At 67.6% G+C, this 19,319-nt stretch carries 21 protein-coding genes and 1 riboswitch; of the genes, 6 read left to right on the forward strand and 15 right to left on the reverse strand.

The genetic code is table 11. The features are described 5' to 3' along the window. Position 1 precedes the first annotated feature (1 nt). The 3 genes from ABZ004_RS13895 to ABZ004_RS13905 all read right to left on the reverse strand — a co-directional run bounded on the left by ABZ004_RS13895 (position 2) and on the right by ABZ004_RS13905 (position 1,904). Positions 2–526, reverse strand: a complete 525-nt coding sequence (locus tag ABZ004_RS13895; RefSeq protein WP_355680189.1) for a hypothetical protein — start codon at positions 524–526, stop codon at positions 2–4. A gap of 236 nt (positions 527–762) precedes the next feature. Beyond that, on the reverse strand, positions 763–1,512 hold the full coding sequence (locus ABZ004_RS13900) for a lysophospholipid acyltransferase family protein (RefSeq protein ID WP_355680190.1): 750 nt from the start codon (positions 1,510–1,512) through the stop codon (positions 763–765). Positions 1,513–1,577: 65 nt separating this feature from the next. After that, positions 1,578–1,904 carry a hypothetical protein gene (locus ABZ004_RS13905; protein ID WP_355680191.1) on the reverse strand — a complete coding sequence of 109 codons (327 nt, stop codon included), beginning with the start codon at positions 1,902–1,904 and terminating at the stop codon, positions 1,578–1,580. Positions 1,905–1,952: 48 nt separating this feature from the next. Beyond that, positions 1,953–2,110: riboswitch (TPP riboswitch) on the forward strand. Here ABZ004_RS13905 and thiC point away from each other — a divergent pair. The 3 genes from thiC (at position 2,101) to ABZ004_RS13920 (ending at position 5,222) form a co-directional block, all read left to right on the forward strand. Then, on the forward strand, positions 2,101–3,726 hold the full coding sequence (thiC, locus tag ABZ004_RS13910) for a phosphomethylpyrimidine synthase ThiC (protein ID WP_355680192.1): 1,626 nt from the start codon (positions 2,101–2,103) through the stop codon (positions 3,724–3,726). (Overlaps the previous riboswitch by 10 nt.) Positions 3,727–4,071: 345 nt before the next feature. Next, complete coding sequence (locus tag ABZ004_RS13915; protein WP_355680193.1) at positions 4,072–4,671, forward strand: transposase; 600 nt, start codon at positions 4,072–4,074, stop codon at positions 4,669–4,671. After that, the gene (locus ABZ004_RS13920) at positions 4,668–5,222 is read left to right on the forward strand and encodes a hypothetical protein (protein ID WP_355680194.1); all 555 of its coding nucleotides are present in this window, start codon (positions 4,668–4,670) and stop codon (positions 5,220–5,222) included. The genes ABZ004_RS13915 and ABZ004_RS13920 overlap by 4 nt, the downstream gene beginning before the upstream one ends. On the opposite strand, the gene ABZ004_RS13925 is transcribed toward ABZ004_RS13920, so the two are convergent. From ABZ004_RS13925 to ABZ004_RS13935, 3 genes are read right to left on the reverse strand one after another with little or no spacing between them, the layout of a single operon-like run. Then, positions 5,219–5,755, reverse strand: a complete 537-nt coding sequence (locus ABZ004_RS13925) for an RDD family protein (protein WP_355680195.1) — start codon at positions 5,753–5,755, stop codon at positions 5,219–5,221. The two genes, ABZ004_RS13920 and ABZ004_RS13925, sit on opposite strands and share 4 nt — an antisense overlap. Positions 5,756–5,815: 60 nt before the next feature. Then, positions 5,816–6,487 carry an RDD family protein gene (locus tag ABZ004_RS13930; protein WP_355680196.1) on the reverse strand — a complete coding sequence of 224 codons (672 nt, stop codon included), beginning with the start codon at positions 6,485–6,487 and terminating at the stop codon, positions 5,816–5,818. Positions 6,488–6,491: 4 nt separating this feature from the next. After that, positions 6,492–7,166, reverse strand: a complete 675-nt coding sequence (locus tag ABZ004_RS13935; RefSeq protein ID WP_355680197.1) for an RDD family protein — start codon at positions 7,164–7,166, stop codon at positions 6,492–6,494. 124 nt (positions 7,167–7,290) lie between these two features. Here ABZ004_RS13935 and ABZ004_RS13940 point away from each other — a divergent pair, with 124 nt between their 5' ends. After that, entirely contained in the window at positions 7,291–7,731 is a 441-nt protein-coding gene (locus tag ABZ004_RS13940) for a DUF2752 domain-containing protein (protein ID WP_355680264.1), read from the forward strand. Between the two features lie 56 nt (positions 7,732–7,787). Here the strand turns inward: ABZ004_RS13940 and ABZ004_RS13945 are convergent, their stop codons facing one another. Continuing rightward, entirely contained in the window at positions 7,788–8,336 is a 549-nt protein-coding gene (locus ABZ004_RS13945; RefSeq protein ID WP_355680198.1) for a hypothetical protein, read from the reverse strand. Between the two features lie 103 nt (positions 8,337–8,439). On the opposite strand from ABZ004_RS13945, the gene ABZ004_RS13950 reads away from it, so the two are divergent. Then, entirely contained in the window at positions 8,440–8,958 is a 519-nt protein-coding gene (locus tag ABZ004_RS13950; protein WP_355680199.1) for a hypothetical protein, read from the forward strand. A gap of 68 nt (positions 8,959–9,026) precedes the next feature. Here ABZ004_RS13950 and pstB read toward each other — a convergent pair whose 3' ends face one another. The 7 genes from pstB to ABZ004_RS13985 form a co-directional block, all read right to left on the reverse strand. Continuing rightward, positions 9,027–9,803 carry a phosphate ABC transporter ATP-binding protein PstB gene (pstB, locus tag ABZ004_RS13955; RefSeq protein WP_355680200.1) on the reverse strand — a complete coding sequence of 259 codons (777 nt, stop codon included), beginning with the start codon at positions 9,801–9,803 and terminating at the stop codon, positions 9,027–9,029. Between the two features lie 20 nt (positions 9,804–9,823). Further along, complete coding sequence (pstA, locus tag ABZ004_RS13960; RefSeq protein ID WP_355680201.1) at positions 9,824–10,747, reverse strand: phosphate ABC transporter permease PstA; 924 nt, start codon at positions 10,745–10,747, stop codon at positions 9,824–9,826. Further along, a complete protein-coding gene (gene pstC, locus ABZ004_RS13965; RefSeq protein WP_355680202.1) occupies positions 10,744–11,805 on the reverse strand; it encodes a phosphate ABC transporter permease subunit PstC in 1,062 nt (353 codons plus the stop codon). The genes pstA and pstC overlap by 4 nt, the downstream gene beginning before the upstream one ends. Before the next feature lie 99 nt (positions 11,806–11,904). Then, positions 11,905–13,035 carry a phosphate ABC transporter substrate-binding protein PstS gene (pstS, locus tag ABZ004_RS13970; RefSeq protein WP_355680203.1) on the reverse strand — a complete coding sequence of 377 codons (1,131 nt, stop codon included), beginning with the start codon at positions 13,033–13,035 and terminating at the stop codon, positions 11,905–11,907. A 228-nt stretch (positions 13,036–13,263) separates the two neighbouring features. Beyond that, complete coding sequence (locus ABZ004_RS13975) at positions 13,264–13,728, reverse strand: bifunctional nuclease family protein (protein ID WP_355680265.1); 465 nt, start codon at positions 13,726–13,728, stop codon at positions 13,264–13,266. 172 nt (positions 13,729–13,900) lie between these two features. Then, positions 13,901–14,779, reverse strand: a complete 879-nt coding sequence (locus tag ABZ004_RS13980; protein ID WP_355680204.1) for an NUDIX domain-containing protein — start codon at positions 14,777–14,779, stop codon at positions 13,901–13,903. 174 nt (positions 14,780–14,953) lie between these two features. Further along, positions 14,954–17,113, reverse strand: a complete 2,160-nt coding sequence (locus tag ABZ004_RS13985; RefSeq protein WP_355680205.1) for an RNA degradosome polyphosphate kinase — start codon at positions 17,111–17,113, stop codon at positions 14,954–14,956. A gap of 67 nt (positions 17,114–17,180) precedes the next feature. Between ABZ004_RS13985 and ABZ004_RS13990 the strand changes: the two genes are divergently transcribed. Then, positions 17,181–18,239, forward strand: coding sequence for an alpha/beta hydrolase (locus tag ABZ004_RS13990; RefSeq protein ID WP_355680206.1), 1,059 nt, complete (start codon positions 17,181–17,183; stop codon positions 18,237–18,239). Positions 18,240–18,326: 87 nt separating this feature from the next. Here the strand turns inward: ABZ004_RS13990 and mshD are convergent, their stop codons facing one another. Further along, complete coding sequence (gene mshD, locus ABZ004_RS13995) at positions 18,327–19,262, reverse strand: mycothiol synthase (protein ID WP_355680207.1); 936 nt, start codon at positions 19,260–19,262, stop codon at positions 18,327–18,329. Positions 19,263–19,319: the final 57 nt, after the last annotated feature.

Below are 19,319 nucleotides of genomic sequence, written 5' to 3' on the forward strand. Positions count from 1 at the left end.
GCTAGCGGTTCCAGCGGCGGACGGCTTTGGCGATGTCTTTGGTGCGGAGGTTGCTGACGCCCTCTTCCCAGCTGCGGTAGAGGGACTCACCCAGGAGGGTGGGATTGAGGAGGGCCTGGGGGCGTACGGCCATCGCCCAGGTGGCTGCTGCCGCGTGGCCCTGCTGGAAGAGCAGGTGGTTCACGGTCGCGTTGATTCGGCTCTTGTCGTCGCCGTGGAGGCCGTTGGAGGCCCAGTTCTGGACCAGGACGGGGTCCTGGGCGGTGATCTGGGCCAGGTAGGTCAGCGGACCCCGCCAGAAGCCGCGGCGGCCGATGTTGTCCAGGCTTTCCAGTGGGAACCAGCCGTTGGAGCAACGGCGCCCGTTCACGGCCGCTTCGAGTTCGCGCGCCTGGTCCGAGCGCAGGTCCTGGGTCGCCCAGGCGATGAAGAACCCGCCGACGTCCGGGATCTCTTCTTCGATATCCGGTGGGATCGTCAGCGTTCCCGGCTCGAAGAGGTGCAACTCTTCGTCAAATTCGAACAAAACCTTCCCCCGCCCGTGACGGCCGGCCGGGCGCATGGGCGACCGGCCTGCGTCGAGAGGGACCCCCCAGATTCCTGCTTCGACAACAAAAGGCTTTCGTACTCCTGGGGTTGCCGCAGGGTCAAGACGTCGCCGGGAAAGTTTTCGATCCACCGGGAGATCGGTTGCCAAGCGCGACGGGGGTGTCGCGTCACGTAGTACAGGCTTATCTCTTGGCGGAAGGACGAGCCGGCGCGCTACTTCTTGCGGCGTTCGGCGCGGAGGCGGAGTTCCTCGGCGTCCAGCCGGTCGGCCTCCTCGGGGGTCGGGGCGCCGCCGCCGTACGCCGCGGGCAGCCACCAGGCGCCGGCCGGCTGCTCGTGGTACTCGCGGATCGTCCGCTCGAGCAGCCCCGCCATCGTCTTGTGCAGCTGCTCGGTCGCCGCGGTCGCGTCGTCCGCCCGCGTCACGGTCATCGGCTCGCCGACCGTGATCGAGACCCGCTGGTGCCGGGAGAAGTCCCGCGGATGGTCCTTGGTGAGCATCCGCTGGGTGCCCCACAGGACCATCGGGATGATCGGTACGCCGGCCGCCGCGGCCATCCGCACGGTCCCGGACTTGAACTCCTTGAGCTCGAACGACCGGCTGATCGTCGCCTCCGGGAAGACGCCGACGATCTCACCCTCGCCCAGGTACCGCAGGGCCTCCCGGTACGACGCCGAGCCGGCTTCGCGGTCGACCGGGATGTGGTGCATACCCCGCATGAGCGGGCCGGAGACCTTGTTCCGGAACAGCGCCTCTTTCGCCATGAACCGGACCAGCCGCTTGCTCGGCTGCGCGCCGAACCCGCCGATCACGAAGTCCACGTAGCTGATGTGGTTCAGCGCGAGCACCGCGCCGCCGGTCCGCGGCACGTTCTCGGTGCCGGTCATCCGGAACTTCAGATCGAGCACCTTGAAGGCGGTCTTGGCGAAGCCGATCACCGGCGGATACAGGATGTCGCGCATGCCAAGACGCTACCGGTTCCAGCAACTCGCCACACCGCCGCAGAGTGTGATCCCGGTCAGTTCCGCTAGGCACCGGAGGGGTCGAGGAGCGCATCCAGCCGGATCCCCTCGGCGTCGATCTGGAAGTCGTAGGCCGTCGGCTCTTGGGTTGGTTCGAGTTCAACGCTGCCGCCGTACGGGGCGACGTGGTCGCGGATCCTCGCCAGGAAGGTGTTGAAGCGAGGGGTATGGCGGTCGGCCAGTTCTTGGTTGTCGGCGAAGGCCGGCGTTTCGCCAGGATCTCGCAGACATCGCTGACCTCCGCCTCCACCACCTGCCCCGCGACGTCGTAGTACGCCAGCAGGGTGGTGTGCCTGCCGTCTCGCCCTGCCAGCCTGCCAGTGATACGCCACACGGATCCAGTACGCAGTAGGCAGTTGGTGGGTAGGGTTGCGGGGACAAATTGATATCGCGGGAGCTCGCGCTGTAGCGGGCTGAGAGGGCGGCTGGACTGCGCACCGCTGCGCCGGGATCACCGGGCAGGCGAGGCGAACCGGCGCCGCCGACCGCCGAACCTGTCCGGGTAATTCCGGCGTAGGGAGCACAATCGTGACCTCGATCGACCATTCCGTTCGTCCGACCGTCACCACCGGGCCCATCTCGGGGTCCAGCAAGATCCATCGCGGGGAACTCGGCGTACCGGCCAGGCGGGTGCACCTCACCAACGGGGAGCACTTCGACCTGTACGACACGTCCGGGCCGTACACCGACAGGGAGGCCCGCATCGACGTCCAGGCCGGGCTGCCCGCGCTGCGGCGTGAGTGGATCGCCGGGCGGGAGCCGCTGACGCAGCTGGCGTACGCGCGAGCCGGCACCATCACCGAGGAGATGCGCTACATCGCCGTACGGGAAGGGGTTGAGCCTTCTTTCGTCCGCGATGAGGTGGCCCGCGGGCGCGCGGTGATCCCGGCGAACCGCCGGCATCCGGAGTCCGAGCCGATGATCATCGGGAAGAAGTTCCTGGTGAAGGTGAACGCGAACATCGGCAACTCGGCGGTGTCCTCGTCGATCGAGGACGAGGTGGAGAAGCTCGTCTGGGCGACGCGCTGGGGCGCCGACACCGTGATGGATCTGTCCACCGGCAAGAACATCCACGAGACCCGCGAGTGGATCCTGCGAAACTCGCCGGTGCCGATCGGGACCGTGCCGCTCTACCAGGCGTTGGAGAAGGTGAAGGGCGACCCGACCGAGCTGTCCTGGGAGGTCTATCGCGACACCGTGATCGAGCAGTGCGAGCAGGGCGTCGACTACCTGACGGTGCATGCCGGCGTACTGCTCAGGTATGTCCCGCTGACTGCCCAGCGGATCACCGGGATCGTCTCGCGCGGCGGGTCGATCATGGCGGCGTGGTGCCTCGCACATCACCAGGAATCCTTCCTGTACACGCATTTCGCCGAACTCTGCGAGATCCTCCGCGGGTACGACGTGACGTTCTCGCTCGGCGACGGCCTGCGTCCGGGGTGCATCGCGGACGCCAACGACGCGGCCCAGTTCGCCGAGCTGCGGACTCTCGGCGAGCTGACCAAGATCGCCTGGGAGCACGACGTCCAGGTGATGATCGAAGGTCCGGGACACGTGCCGATGAACAAGATCGCGGAGAACGTCCGGCTGGAGGAGGAGCTCTGCGGTGAGGCGCCGTTCTACACATTGGGGCCGTTGGCAACTGATGTCGCACCGGCGTACGACCACATCACCAGTGCGATCGGCGCGGCCCAGATCGGCTGGCTCGGTACGGCGATGCTCTGTTACGTGACGCCCAAGGAGCACCTCGGGCTGCCCGATCGCGACGACGTGAAGACGGGCGTGATCACCTACAAGATCGCTGCCCACGCGGCCGATCTGGCGAAGGGGCATCCGGGCGCCCAGGACTGGGACGACGCGTTGTCGCGGGCGAGGTTCGAGTTCCGCTGGGAGGACCAGTTCAACCTCTCGCTGGATCCTGACACGGCCCGCTCGTACCACGACGAGACGCTGCCGGCCGAGCCCGCGAAGACGGCCCACTTCTGCTCGATGTGCGGACCGAAGTTCTGCTCGATGCGGATCACCGCCGACATCCGCAAGTACGCCGAGGAAAAGGGCCTCACCTCCACCGAGGCCATCGAGGCGGGCTTCGCCGAAATGTCAGAAACCTTCAAGTCCAACGACTCCAAGGTCTACCTCCCCGTCATCGACTAGCCGGCCCGCCGAGCCCCGCGGCCGAAATCCCCCTCGGCCGCGGGGTACGGCAACGGGCAGGAGCGTATATGCCTGGTGCGGAACTAACAGTCTGAACTGTCAGTCGTTTGTTTTCTAGAATTGTTGGTCCGGAGGGGAAACGGGCTCGAAATGTCCTGACTCGGAGTGAAGGTGGGCCGTGAGTCGGGGCGCGGAACGGGGCTGTTTCAGCGGAAAATAGGGGAATCGGTGGGTCCGCGGGGCGATCACACGGAGTGATCGGGTGAACCGATTCAGGTTATTTCCTTCACTCTACGTGAATAAGACTGTAGCCTTAATCATGCGCTGGGAAGGAGGTGCAGGGCGGTGGTCTTCGTTCTCACGGTAGATCAGCGAGCCAGCCGAACGACATCGGATGTGGTTCCCGACCTGCTGAACACGCTCAACCGGCGGCCCCGGCGGATCGGGCTGCTGCGGAAGTTCGAGCGGACGGCAGGCGACGAAGTGCAAGGCGTGCTGGCCGAGGCCCGCGCGACCATCGACGTGATCGTCCACCTGATCCGGGCCGACCGGTGGTACATCGGGCTCGGCATCGGCGACGTGGACTCCCCGCTGCCGCGCAGTACGAGGGCAGGCAGTGGTGCCGCGTTCGTCAACGCGCGCGAGGCGGTCAACCGGGCCAAGGCGAGTCCCCATCACATCAACGTGGTCGGCACCGACGCCCACCACGCGGAGCAGGTGGAGAGCGTGCTCTGGCTGATGGCTTCCGTACTGCGGCGTCGCAGCGAGCGTGGCTGGGCGGTGGCCGACCTGCTCGCCGAGGGCCTCAGTCGTCGCGAGATCGGCGTGAAGCTGGGGATCAGCCAGTCCGCGGTGACCCAGCGGGCCCAGGCGGCCGGCGTCGTCGAGGAGCAGCGCGGCCGGGTGCTCGCGGCGGAATTGCTCGACCGTGGTGCCGCTGCATGACGGCAGTCGTGCTGTCCCTGGCAGCGATCGGCTTCGTGTTCGCTGTCCTGGCCTGGGTGCTCAAGGCCGGTTCCACTCTCGAGATCGTGATCAGTGCGTTGATGCTGGCCTGCCTCACGGCGGTCGGCATCATCCTGCTGGCCGGCGACGGTGTGACGGGCTGGCGGGAGGGCTGGTGGAACGTGCTGCTCCTGTTGGCCGGCGGCCTGGCTGTCACCGGTGGCGGGCCGCTGACGACCTCTGTGCTGGCGCTGGTCGACCGAGGCAACACGAGAGCCCAGTCGACCCAGAAGGCCGGTGAGGTACTGCGTGGCGGCGCGCTGATCGGTGCGCTCGAGCGTGGCGCCATCTACGCGTCGATAGTGGCCGGCTTTCCGGAAGGCCTGGCGATCGTGCTGGCCATCAAGGGACTGGCCCGGTACCCCGAACTGCGGAGTCCGGACCAGCCGGCGTCGGTGACGCCGCAAGCCGTGGCCGAGCGGTTCATCATCGGCACCTTCACCAGCGTCCTCTGGTCCGTCGCCTGCGCCGGCCTCGTGCTGTCGCGCTAGTACTTCGGCCGCTTCACCACGATGGTGGACAGAGCGGCGTCGTGCCAGGCGCGCCTCCTGTCGTCGAACAGCGGCGACAGCCCCCACACCAGGCCGAGCAGCGGGATCCTGCTCAGCACAAAACCGAGCAGTTCGCGTCCAAGCGTCCTGGCGACGCCGGGTGGCAAGAGGGTCTCTTCAGAAAGCAGTTGGATCCGCAGTACTCGCTTGCCGACCGACTGGCCGCTTGTGCACTGCAAGTAGACGCGGTTCCACACGAGGGCCAACAGGACGACTGCGGCCATGGCGATGATCGAGGCGTCTCCGTCCGACGGGTCGAGCATCGCCCGGACGACGGAGCAGAAGATCAGGACGACGACGAAGAACGCGCTGTCCAGCAGGGACGCCGTAGCCCGCGCGGACCAGTCGGCCGGCACCAATTCGGGCGGGCTGCTGTGCGGACCTTGTTGGTAGTACTGCATTTCCGCGTAGTGCGGGGGCGGTGGCGGGTAGTACGGGGCTTGCGGGTGCGGTTGGTACGGCGGTTGTGTCATGAGTGGTCCTCCACAGTCCGGGAGGACCACTCTGTCCAGCAACAGATGACAGGACGATGACTAGACCTTGATGACGTAGGTCGACATGACCTTGTCGTGCCAGGTCTGGTTCTGGTCGTCCCAGAGCGGCCACAGCACGTTCAGGAAGCAAGCGTTGTTGAAGATGCCGCTCAGGAAGTCCCGCAGGAAAGACTTGCCGGGCCCGATCGGCTGGTACGACTGGGTGTCGACCAGCTTGATGTGCAGCGCGCTCTTGCCCACGCTCTGCCCGGTGTTGCCCTGCCGGAACACCCGGTTCCAGATCCCCAGACCGAGGCTGGCCAGAAACCCGACGATCAGCAGGATGACGGAGTATGCGTGCGGTCCGTCATTCGAGTAGCTGCCGTCGGAGTAGCTGTTGGACTGGGCGGCGATGTCGATGATGAAGACCGCGTAGCCGATGGCGATCGGGATGCCGCTGATCAGGCTGTCCAGCAATGCAGCGCCGACACGAGCGCCCCAGCTAGCCAGCTGAGCGCCACTTCCGTAGCCGAACCCGGGCTGGCCGGCGTAACCCTGCTGCGCGTACTGCTGCGGATGCCCGTACGGCGGTTGCCCAGGCTGCCCGTACTGCGGCTGCCCAGGCTGCCCGTACTGTCCAGGCTGCTGCGGTACGCCGTACTGCCCCGGCTGCTGGCCGTACTGGCCAGGGTTCTGCGGCTGGTCCTGAGGACCGTAAGGAGGGGTGGTCATGGGATCAAAGCCTTACGACGTAGGTGTTGTTGATCTTGTCGGCGAAGGTCTGCTTCTTCTCGTCCCACAGGGGCCACAGGTAGCCCACGTAGCAGGCGGCACCGTCGACGACGTGGGTGACCTGGCGCAGGAACGCCTTGCCGGCACCGACCGGCTGACCGGTGGCGGCGTCGACGAGCTTGATCTTGACCACGGTCTTGCCGATCGTCTGCCCGGTCGCGCCCTGCCTGATCACGACGTTCCAGATCGCCAGCCCGAGGGCGACGAGCACGAACAACAGCAGGAAGAAGTTGCTGAGGGCCCGGCCGAGAACAAGACCGAGGAGATACGGCACCAGCACGATCGCCGAGTCGATCAGCGATCCACCGACCCGGACCGGCCACTCGGCCAGCGCACCCATCGGCGCACCGTAGCCAGGCTGCCCGTACTGCTGGGGATAACCGGGCTGCCCGTACTGCGCAGCAGGCGGCTGTCCATACCCAGGCTGTCCGTACTGCGGCGCGGGCGGCTGCCCATAACCCGGCTGCTGCTGGCCGTACGGATCCTGTCCGTACTGCCCAGGCTGCTGCGGTACGCCGTACTGCCCAGGCTCGCCGTACTGCCCCGGCTGCTGGCCGTAGTGACCTGGCTGGTTGGGGTCCTGGGGGCCATAGCCCGGCGGCGGCGTCGGAGTGCTCACGACGATCCCTTCTACTGACATGGTTTGAGGGGCTGAGAATGCTGAGTTCGGAGACTAGCGCTCAGACGGGCGAAATGCGCTGCTGGATCCCACGAGTTCAGGAGTTACCTTTGGAGGCGTGACTATGACGCAGCAGCCCGTCGTACTCCGTCCGAGTGGTCCGGTCGAGCCGGTGGGCAAGAACGTGCTCGGTATGGCGGCGGTCGGAGTCGGTGGGTTCGGCCTGGCCGCGATCTACCAGCTCTCCGGCTCGCGGCACCTCGGGATCCCCTGCCTGCTGCACGCGACCACCGGGCTGAACTGCCCGTTCTGCGGGGCGACCCGGATGGCGGCGGCCCTGCTGCGTGGCGATCTGGACGCCGCCTGGCACTTCAACCCCGTCGTCCTGGTGCTCGGACCGCTGATCGGCGTTGCCGTCGGCTACCAACTGCTGACCTGGGGACTCGAGCGGGCCAGGCTGGTCAGGCTGCCGCGGATCGCCATCGACCCGCGGGTGCTGAATCTGGCCATCAAGGCCCTGGCCGTGCTGCTCGTGGTCTACGGCGTGGCCCGCAACCTCAACTAAGGCACAACCGCTCAGGAGCGGTCGGGTCTCTGCTGCCACGACGATGCCTCAGCCTGTCAGTTGCTGGCGGCGTAGTTGAGGATGACCCAGCCGATCCAAAGGATGAAGGAGACGATGCCGCCGATCCAGGCGACCTTCGCCAGAGTGTCGGACTGGCCTTGCTCACGGTACTTGCTCTGAGCAAAGAGACCGAGGCCGATCGAGATGGGGGCGCAGCAGAACCAGCAGACGATGCCGATGATCGCCAGCACCTGCGGGGTGTTGCTCTGCTGCGCACCTGGAGCGCCGTAGCCGTAACCAGCGGGCTGACCCGGGTACGCGCCCGGCTGACCGGGGTAGGCGCCGGGCTGCTGGCCGTACTGCCCCGGCTGCTGGCCATAGCCGGGCTGCTGCTGCCCGTACGGGTCCTGCTGGCCGTACTGCGGCGGCTGCTGCCCGTACTGCGGCGCCTGCGGCGGCTGCTGACCGTACGGGTCCTGCTGCCCGTACTGCGGCGGCTGCTGACCGTATTGGCCAGGCTGCCCGTACTGCCCCGGCTCGCCCGGAGTGTCCTGGGGCTGGTTGGGGTTGGTCGGGTCGTCGCCGGGGGGCGTCGGAGTGCTCACCACGGTCCCTTCTCAGAACGTCGAGGAATCAATGAGGTTACTTATCCACAGCCCTGGGGTCACGTGTTACGCGCCGGGCTGTGCCAACACTAAGGTGTCGAGGGTGACAGAGCCGCCAACTTCCGATGTTCCGGCCAATCCTGAGCCCCCGCAGGGCCAGCCACCGGCCGTTCCACCGCACCAGGTGCCCGCAGTCCCGCAGTACGAGCAGCCGGTGCACTACCAGCAACCGATCCACTATCAGCCGCAATCCCAGCCCCAGCAGGCGCTGCCTGCCGGTGCGGTGCTCGTCACTGTCGGAGACATCTCCGTCGAGCAGCACCGGATCGTCACGCCGGCCGGGGTGATGGCCACCACCGGGGCGAACTGGTCCGCGATGGACATGTCCAGGACCGAGGAGAAGATCCCCGGCTACGCGATCGTGCTGGCGATCATCTTCGCGCTGGCCTGCCTGCTCGGCCTGCTTTTCCTGCTGATCAAGGAGCGCAAGACCACCGGCTTCGTCCAGGTGACCGTGCAGAACGGCCCGCGGACGCACAACACCCACGTGCCGGTCGGCTCGCCGAGCCAGGTCGCCGATGTCCTTGCCCGGGTCAACTTCGCCCGGACCCTCTGCGTCTGAAATCCCTACCAGGCAACGCGAAAAAGTCCGGGCAACCCGAAGGTTGCCCGGACTTCGCAGTTCCGGAATCAGCCGAAGCGGCCGGTGATGTAGTCCTCGGTGGCCTTCTCGTTGGGGTTGGAGAAGATCTGCTTCGTCGGTCCCATCTCGATCAGCCGGCCGGGCTTGCCGGTCGCGGCCAGGTTGAAGAAGGCGGTCTGGTCGGAGACCCGGGCCGCCTGCTGCATGTTGTGGGTCACAATGACGACGGTGAACCGGTCCTTCAGCTTCTCGATCAGGTCCTCGATCGCCAGCGTGGAGATCGGGTCGAGGGCCGAGCAGGGCTCGTCCATCAAGATCACCTCGGGCTCGACCGCGATCGCCCGGGCGATGCACAGCCGCTGCTGCTGACCACCGGACAGGCCGGCGCCGGGCTTGTCGAGCCGGTCCTTCACCTCGTTCCAGAGGTTGGCGCCCTTCAGCGACGCCTCGACCACCTCGGTGAGTTTCTTCCGGTCCTTGACGCCGTTCAGCCTCAGCCCGGACGCGACGTTGTCGAAGATCGACATGGTCGGGAACGGGTTCGGGCGCTGGAACACCATGCCGACCACCCGGCGGACGGCGACCGGGTCGATGCCCGGCGCGTACAGGTCCTGCTCGTCGAGCACGACCTTGCCCTCCACCCGGGCCCCCGGGATGACTTCGTGCATCCGGTTCAGCGTGCGCAGGTAGGTGGACTTGCCGCAGCCCGACGGGCCGATGAAGGCGGTGACCGACCGGGGCTCGATCGTCATGGACACGTCTTCGACGGCCTTGAAGTCCCCGTAGTAGACGTTGAGGCCGCTGACCTCGATGCGTTTCGCCATAGCGACTCAGAACCTCTCGACTATTTGGACTTGATGGTGCTGAACCGCGCGATGGTGCGGGCCAGGATGTTGAGCAGGAGGACCAGCAGGATCAGCGTGAGCGCCGCCGCCCAGACCCGGTCCGCGGCCGGCTGCAGGGCCAGCTCGGTCCGGTCCTGGTTGATCATCGTGGGCAGGGCGCCCATGAAGCCGTCGAACGGGTTGTTGTTGATGCTCTTGGAGTACCCGACCAGGATCAGCAGCGGCGCGGTCTCACCCATCACCCGGGCCAGGCCGAGCATCACGCCGGTGATGATGCCGCCGAAGGCGGTCGGCACGACGACCTTGAGGATCGTCTTCCACTTCGGTACGCCGAGCGCGTACGACGCTTCGCGGAGCTCGTCCGGGACGAGTTTCAGCATCTCCTCGGTGGACCGCAGCACCACCGGCAGCATCAGCAGCACGAGTGCCAGCGAGACCGCGAACCCGACCCGGTTGAAGCCGAGGATGGTGATCCAGACCGCGTAGACGAACAGCGCCGCGACGATCGACGGGACACCGGTGAGGATGTCGATCATGAAGCTGACCACCTTGGCGGCCTTGGTGCCCTTGCCGTACTCGACCAGGTAGACCGCGCCGAGAACGGCGATCGGTACGGCGATGACCGCGGCCATCAGCGACATGATCAGCGTGCCCATGATCGCGTGGTAGGCGCCGCCACCGACCCGGCGTACGGTCACGCCGCGCTGGGACTCCGACCACCAGCCGGCGTCCAGCAGCAGGTGATAGCCCTTGCTCACCACGGTCCACAGGATCCACAGCAGCGGAACCAGGGCGACCAGGAAGCACAGGATGATCAGCACGGTGGCCAAGGTGTTCTTGAAGGCCCGGGCACCGGACTTACCGGTCAGGTCGAGCGCTTTACCGTCGTACGCCGGCCGGTTGGCCGCGAGCGTGGTGGTCACAGGGTCGCTCCTTCGGTGGTCTCGTCGCCGACCCGGCGGACCTTGCGGGCGCGTTTGGTGCCGCCCGGTCCGCTGCGGGCGACGATGATCCGCGCGGCCGAGTTGACCAGGAAGGTCACCACGAACAGCACCAGACCGGCCGCGATGAACGCGCCGGTCTTCTCCGGCGAGTCGAACTCGGCGGCGTTGTTGGCGATCTTCGAGGCGAACGTCTCGCCGCCGGCGAAGATCGACGGGTCCCACGGGTCGTTGCCGTTCGGCACCGACAAGATGATCAGCACGGCGATCGTCTCGCCGAGCGCCCGGCCGAGGCCGAGCATCGAGGCGCTGACCACCCCGGAGCGCCCGTACGGCAGCACCGCCATCCGGATCATCTCCCAGCGGGTGGCGCCGAGCGCCAGCGCACCTTCGCGGTGCGTGACCGGGGTCTGCGCGAAGATCTCCCGGCTGATCGCGGTGACCACCGGCAGGATCATGATCGCCAGCACTACCGAGGCGGTGAACACGACGCCGAGGTCGGCGCTGTCGGGCTTCTTGAAGAGCGGTATCCAGCCGAGCGCGTCGGCCAGGCCGTCGATCACCGGGCGCAGGATCGGGGCGAAGAACAAGATGCCCCACAGGCCGTAGATGATCGAGGGGACCGCGGCCAGCAGGTCGACCGCGTGCGCGACCGGGGCGGCCAGCCGCTTCGGCGCGTAGTACGTGGTGAACAACGCCACCCCGACCGCGATCGGGACCGCGATGATCATCGCGATGACCGAGCTGATCAAGGTGGTGTAGAAGAGCGCCGCGATACCGAACTTCGGCACCACACCGCCCGGCTCCCAGATCCGGGAGAACAGGAAGCTGCTGTGGTCGTCGGCCAGCGCCGGGATCGCCAACGCCAGCAGGAAGATGCCGACGAAGGCCACGATCAGGACCACGAGTCCGCCGGAACCGCGGGCGAGCCCGGCGAACAGCCGGTCGCCGAGATGTCCGACCGGGCCCAGGTCCAGCTTCTTGCCGGGCGGTCGATCGGTCGGCCGGTCGGGCGGTGCCGTGCCGTCTGTACTACTCATGGGTGCTGCTCCAAGCGCCTGAGTCGATGGCTTACGAGGCAGAGCCCCGGCCGCGGATACCGGCCGAGGCTCGCCTCACGACGTACTGCGATCTTCAGTTCAGCTGATCGACTGGACGGCTGCGGCGACCTTGGTCTGCAGGTCGGCCGGGAGCGGCGCGTAGTGCAGCTCGGTCAGTGCGCCCTGGCCGTCGGGGCCGACGAAGTAGCTCAGGAAGCTCTTCACCAGTGCGGTCTTCTCGGCGGTCAGACCCTTGCTGCAGGCAACCTCGTAGGTGACCAGGATGATCGGGTAGGCACCCGGGGCCTTGGTCGCGTAGTCCAGCTTCAGGGCCAGGTCGCTGCCCGAACCGGCCGGCTTCGCGGCGGCCAGCGCCTTGCCGGCGGAGTCGGCGGTCAGCTCGACCGGTCCGGCGCCGGTGTCGATCTGCGCGATGCCGAGCTTGTTGTCGATCGCGTAGGACCACTCGACGTAGGTGATCGAGTTCTTGGTGCTCTTGACACCCTCGGCCACACCGGCCGACTTCTCCTTACCGGCACCCGTGCCGGTCCACTTCTTGGCCGGCTTGCCGGTCCAGGCGCCCGCACCGGCGGCCGACAGGTACTTGGCGAAGTTCTCGGTGGTGCCGGACTCGTCCGAGCGGAAGAAGACCGAGATGTTGGCCGACGGGAGCTTGGCGCCCGGGTTCAGCTTGGCGATCGCCGGGTCGTTCCAGGTCTTGATGGTGCCCTGGAAGATCTTGGCGGCGGTCGGGCCGTCGAGGACGAACTTGTCCAGGCCGTCGACGTTGTAGGCGATCGTGATCGGGCCGATCACCATCGGCAGGTTCAGCGCCGGGCTGCCCTGGCAGCGCTTGGCCGCGGCGGCCGCCTCGGTCTCGCCACCGTCGGCGGCCTCGGTCTTCAGCGCGGAGTCCGAACCGGCGAAGTCGACCTGGCTGGCGTTGAACTGCTTGATCCCCGCACCGGAACCGGTCGGGTTGTAGTTCACCGTGACGTCGGCGCACTTCTCGTTGTACTTGGAAATGACTTCTTCGATGGCGTTCTTCTGCGCCGTGGAACCCTCGGCGTTCAGGGTGCCCTTCGGGCAGTCGCCGCCTGGAGTGGAGGTCGAGTTCGAGCTCGACGGGTTCGAGGAGCCGGACGGCTCCGGGTCACTGCCACAGGCGCTCAGAGCAAGGACGCCGAGGGATGCCACGGCGACGGTGCCGACGCGGAGCAGGCGGTTCACGGACACGAGGATGTTGCCCTTCTGCGGGGATCAGACTTCTTATCTGCCACAAAAGGTAGGGAGGGCAAGTGACCGGGCGGCCGGTCGCGGATGAACGAGTGGTGAACGGTTCGGCTAGCTTTCGCGACGGCTGGCATGCCGATAGGCGGCCATCAGGTGAACTGAGTTAAGAGTGCTGACTCTCAGTCACCTGAAACGGTCGTTGGTCACGGTCCGGCAGCGGATCCATCAGCTGGAGAAGTCCTCCGGGGCGACGCCGTCGAGGAACTGGCGGAAGCGTTCGAGCTCGGCCTGTTCCTCCTCGGGAGTGGCCACGCCGGCCTCGAGCAGGACCTGTTCGGTGCAGCGGATCGGCGTACCGAGTCTGACCGCGAGCGCGACCGAGTCGCTGGGCCGGGCGGAGACGCGGGCGCCGTTGCCGAGCACGAGTTCGGCGTAGAAGACGGCGTCGCGGAGTTCGACGATCTCGACCGCCTCGATGTGCACGCCGAAGGCTTCGACCAGGTCGCGCATCAGGTCGTGGGTCAGCGGCCGGGACGGGCGCAGGCCTTGTTCCTCGTACGCGATCGCGGTCGCCTCGACCGAGCCGATCGAGATCGGCAGGTAGCGGTAGCCCTCGGTCTCGCGCAGCATCATCACCGGCGCCCGGTTGGGCGATTCCATCCGGATCCCGATCAGGGTGAGTTCTCGCATCGTCGTCATGGTGCGCCCGAACCTCTCCGTGAGCCGGCGCCCGGTGGGGCGCCCCTAATGCAGCCTCGGTAGGAACATACCCGCAGCTCCTCGGGTCACTCCGCCCACCGTCCCGCCCGTCACGGTGTCTTGACGTAAACATGTTGTCACCTGTGGTGGCCGGCTGCTCCGCTCAGGGCGCGCCGAACCGCTCGTGGACGATCCGGCCGCTCGCGAGGGTGTGCGCGACGACGAAAGCGCCCGGTGCGTACTTGCCGACCGGCAGGCTGAGCTCCCGGGCCAGCGCGGGCAGCACCGGCCGGTGCGAGCAGATCGCTGTGACCTTGCCCGCCCGCCACGCCTGGTCACCAAGCCCACGGAGTGCGTCCGGATCGGCCTCGTACCCACGCTCGGAGATCTCCGGATGCAGGTGGATCTTCTTGCCGATCGACTGCGCGTACGGCGCGACCGTGGCCGTGCATCGCTCGGCGTCGCTGCTGAACACCCGATCGACACCAAGAGCAGCCAGTACGCCGACCAACCGCTCAGCCGTCTCCTGGCCTTCACCAGTCAACGGCCGGTTGGTGTCCTTGCCGTCCCAGTCCTTGCGCTTGACCGCCTCCGCGTGCCGGACCACCACCAGCGACGAGGTGACCTCTGCAGCACCTGCCAGGAGGTCGAGGATGTCGACGTCACGGGGATAACTGAGCCTGCTCCGGGCCTCTTCGACACCGAGCCAGTCGAGCTTGTCGACCTCGTCGTTCGGCTCGAACTCCCGGGCCCGGCCGTCGATCGCGGCAGACCAGTAGTGCACCATCTTCGGCACCCGGGTGCCGTTCTTGCGTACGTCGTACCGCTGGATCCCCAGTGACGGGCCGAGGATCACCCGCTGCCCGGTCTCCTCCTCGATCTCGCGTCGGGCGGCGACCAGCACGTGCTCGTGCGGGACCAGCTTCCCCTTGGGAAGGGACCAGTCGTCGTACCGGGGGCGGTGCACCAGCAGGACCTGGCGCTCGCCCCGCTGCTCGCGCCAGACGACACCACCCGCGGCGATCACAGTCGCCGTACTCACAACCCCAACCTTAGTGGCTCGAGCCGGAAGTTCTTCGGCGCTTGCGGCGCCCAGGCACGCACCTCACGGCGCTGGAGAATCATCCACGATGCTCCGCATCGAGGACGCTTCTCCAGCGCCGCGATGCACGCACCTGACCACCGCAATCGCTCGAACAACTTCCGGCTCGAGCCACTACGTAGTCGGATCCGTCTGGCGGCGGCGCCCACGCGTCGCGATCAGTCTTTCTTGCAGGTCCCGCAACGGTTCGCCGTCCTCGCCGGTGAGCCGGGCCTGCCAGGTGTCGTCGGGCTGCAACCACCACGAGCCCGTCGCCTCGTCGAAGCCGACATCGAACAGGTCACCCAGCTCGGTCACCTGGTCGGCTGCCTTCAGCTGGACGAGCACCTCGACCCGGCGGTCCAGGTTGCGGTGCATCAGGTCGGCCGAGCCGATCCACACCTCCGGCTCGCCACCGTTCTCGAACCAGAAGACCCGGCTGTGCTCGAGGAACCGGCCGAGGATGCTGCGCACCCGGATGTTCTCGGACAGACCGGGGACGTCCGGCCGGATCGTGCAGATGCCGCGGATCCACAGGTCGACCGGTACGCCGGCTTGCGACGCGCGGTACAGAGCGTCCGACAGGGCCTCGTCGACCAGGCTGTTCACCTTGATCCGGACCCGGGCCGGGCGACCGGCGAGGTGGTGCTGGACCTCGCGTTCGATCCGCTCGAGCAACCCACGGCGTACGGACTGTGGTGCAACCAGCAGCCGCCGGTAGCCGCTGCTGCGGCCGAAGCCGGACAGGTGGTTGAACAGGTGCGCGATGTCCTCGGTGACCACCCGGTCGCTGGTCAGCAACCCGAGGTCCTCGTAGAGCCGCGCGGTCTTCGGGTGGTAGTTGCCGGTGCCGATGTGGGCGTAGCGCCGCAGGCCGTCCGGTTCCTCGCGGACCACCAGCGAGAGCTTGCAGTGCGTCTTGAGCCCGATCACGCCGTACACGACATGACAGCCGGCGTGCTCGAGCTGGCGGGCCCATTTGATGTTCGCCTGCTCGTCGAATCGCGCCTGGATCTCAACCAGGACCAGCACCTGCTTGCCGGCCTCCGCGGCGTCGATCAGCGCGTCCACGATCGGGGAGTCACCGCTCGTCCGGTAGAGCGTCTGCTTGATCGCGAGCACATGCGGGTCGGCCGCGGCCTGCTCGATGAACCGCTGCACGCTTGTCGAGAACGAGTCGTACGGATGGTGCACGAGGACGTCGCGCTGCTTGAGCGCGTGGAAGAGGTCGGCCGGGTTGGAGGTCTCCACCTCGGCCAGGTGCGGGTGCGTCGACGGGATGAACGCCGGGTACTTCAGCTCGGCGCGATCCAGGTTCGCGATCGCGAACAGCCCGCGCAGATCCAGCGGGCCGGGCAGCTTGAACACCTCGGCCTCGGTGACGCCGAGCTCGGAGACCAGCAAGCTGAGGACTTGCGGCTCGATCGACTCCTCGACCTCGAGCCGGACCGGTGGCCCGAACTTGCGCCGCAGCAGCTCCTTCTCGAGCGCGGCGAGCAGGTTCTCGGCGTCGTCCTCCTCGACCTCGAGGTCCTCGTTCCGGGTGACCCGGAAGGTGTGCACCTGGGTCACCTCCATCCCCGGGAACAGCTGGCCGAGGTGGGTGGCGATGACGTCCTCGAGCGGCACGAACCGGTCGTCGGCGACCCGGACGAACCGCGGCAGCAGCGGCGGGACCTTGACCCGGGCGAAGTGCTCGCCACCGGAATCGGGATTGCGGACCACGACGGCCAGGTTGAGCGACAGGCCGGAGATGTAGGGGAACGGGTGCGACGGGTCGACGGCCAGCGGGGTCAGCACCGGGAAGACCCGGTCCTTGAAGAACTTCGTCATCCCCTCCCGCTCGGCGGTGTCCAGCTCGTCCCAGCGGAGGATCTCGATGCCCTGCTCGGTCAGCGCCGGCTGCACGGTCTTGCGCCAGGTCTCGGCCTGCCGGTCCATCAGCTCCCGGCTCCGGGTCAGGCTGCGGTCGAGCACCTCGCGCGGCAGCAACCCACTGGCCGCCCGGACCGCGACGCCGGCCGCGATCCGGCGCTTCAGGCCGGCGATCCGGACCATGTAGAACTCGTCCAGGTTGCTGGCGAAGATGGCCAGGAACTTGGCCCGCTCGAGCAGCGGGACGCGCTCGTCCTCGGCCAGTTCGAGCACCCGCTGGTTGAACGCGAGCCAGCTCAGCTCCCGGTCCGAGAAGCGGTCGGGGGGAAGATCGCCGGCCGCCGCGATGTCGTACGGGGGCTCGACGTCGTACTCCCGGTTGTGCGACGCCAACAAGTCTCCTGCCACGTCGTCCAGCATCCCATCCCTGGGTGAACAGCAGGTTGCCTAGGCGGCGAGCCGGTGGTTGTTGCTAGCGTCACTCCTTGTGAACCGACGAGTGGACACCCTGCTGCGATCCGCGCTGAGCACGGTGCAGGGCAGCGCGCTGAAGCCGGTGACCGTCCTGCCCCAGGCGGTCCGGCACCGCCTGGCCGGCGCCCCGATCCAGATCGACGGCAACGTCCTGGACCCCGATCTGCAGCTGCTGATGCGGCTCGACAACTGGTTGCCCTCGGCGCGTAAATCGGTCGCCAGCGCCCGGGCCAACCTGCTGACGATGTCCAAACTGGTCGCCGGACACCCCCGGGAGCTACACCGCGTGACCGAACTCACCGTCCGCGGTGCCGACGGCCAGCTCGGCGCGCGGCTCTACGCACCCCGGTACGCCGGACGCGGGCTGCTCGTCTTCTTCCACGGCGGCGGCTGGGTGGTCGGCGATCTGGACAGCCACGACGCCTACTGCCGTGACCTGGCTGAGGAGGCGGGGATCCGGGTGCTGTCGGTGGACTACCGGCTCGCTCCCGAGGCGGAGGCGCCGGTCGCGGCCGAGGACGCCATCGCCGCCTTCAGCTGGGCCGTCGAGCACGCCGAGGACCTGGGTGCGGACCCGTCGCTGGTCGGCGTCGGCGGAGACAGTGCCGGAGGCAACCTTTCCGCAGTGGTCGCCCAGCAGTGCGTAGTACGCGGCCTGCCGTCGCCTGCGCTCCAGTTGCTGCTCTACCCAGCGGTCGACCTCGTCGGTCGCCGGCCGAGCAGGGATCTGTTCGGAGAGGGCTTCTTCCTGACCGAGGAGGACATCCTCTGGTACCGCGAGCACTACACCCCCGACCCGGCTGTCCGCCCCGATCCGCTGGTCTCGCCCCTGCTCGCCAAGGATCTGACCGGCCTCGCTCCCGCCCACATCGTCACGGCGGGCTTCGATCCCCTCCGCGACGAGGGCAACGAGTACGCCGCCGCTCTCGAAGCCGCAGGCGTCCCGGTCACCCACATCTGCGAACCCGGCATGGTCCACGGCTTCGCCAGCATCCTCGCCCTGGGCGGCGAGACCCGAGCCGCTCAACTCCGCATCGCCAGCCGAGTCCGAGAGGCCCTCAACCCCAACTAGCGGGCTGTTGGGGCCAGGAGCCGCCCGGCTGGGGGGTAAGAGGCTCGGACGGCTCCTGGTTGATGGTGGGACGGGTGGGCGGGCCGGTTATGACGCGATGTGAGCAGATGAATCCGGTGTGACACCGTTCACAGGCGCGAACTGGACGTCCAGGGCAGCTGTGGTGAAGCCGAGTTTTGTGTAGAGGGCGCGGGCTGCGGTGTTCGTGCCGTCCACGTAGAGGACGACGTTCGAGAGCCCGCGGGTCTCTTGGAGGTGGTGGAGGCCTTCTAGCGTCAGGGCCTTGCCTAGGCCGGTGTCCTGGTAGTTGGGGGAGACGCCCACCACGTAGACCTCACCTGCGGGGTCGTCGCCCTCGTCCGTCGGCACCTTCGTCCAGTGGAAACCGGCCAGTTCACCCGAGGCGTCGTCCACAGCGAGGAAGAAGCCTGCCGGGTCGAACCACGGTTGCTGTAGCCGGTCGGCCAGGTCCGCCTGATCCCAGCCGCCCTGCTCCGGATGGTGAGCGAAGGCCGCTGCGTTCACGGCAAGCCAGGCTGCATCGTCCTGACCCGGTACGAAGGTTCGGACCGAAATCCCTTCCGGCCAGGTCGCCGCCGGAAGCGGAGCGCTCGGCCGCCGGAGAAAATACAGCTCCCGAGCGACCTCCAGCCCCAGCCGAGCGGCCAGTTCGTTCGACCCGGGCAGGCGCCCGTGGGCCCAGACGCGGAGCCGGGAACCGCCGTGATCCAGGAGCATCCGGAGCAACGCCGTACCGAAGCCCTGGCGCCGGTACGACGGGGAGACCACGAGTTCGGCCGATCCGTCCGGCCCGAGCGCGCCGTATCCCGCGAGCTCACCCGCACCGGGCTGCCCGGCGTACGCGAGGACGTGGACGTCTCCGGAGTGTTCGCCGTCCAGGTGGAGGAGCGTGTGTTCGGAGAGCGGGTTGACGCCGTCGCTGTGTGCAGCGGAGCGGGCGAGTTCGGTGACGACGGCGGCGGTGGCCGGGGGCAACGGGGAAGGTACGGCTTCGAGGGTCACCTGGATACCGTAAAAGGTCCTGCTGAGTTCATCGTCGAGGCGTAGCCCGGGCACGCG

This window comes from Kribbella sp. NPDC006257, assembly GCF_040613535.1.
Taxonomy (GTDB): Bacteria; Actinomycetota; Actinomycetes; order Propionibacteriales; family Kribbellaceae; genus Kribbella.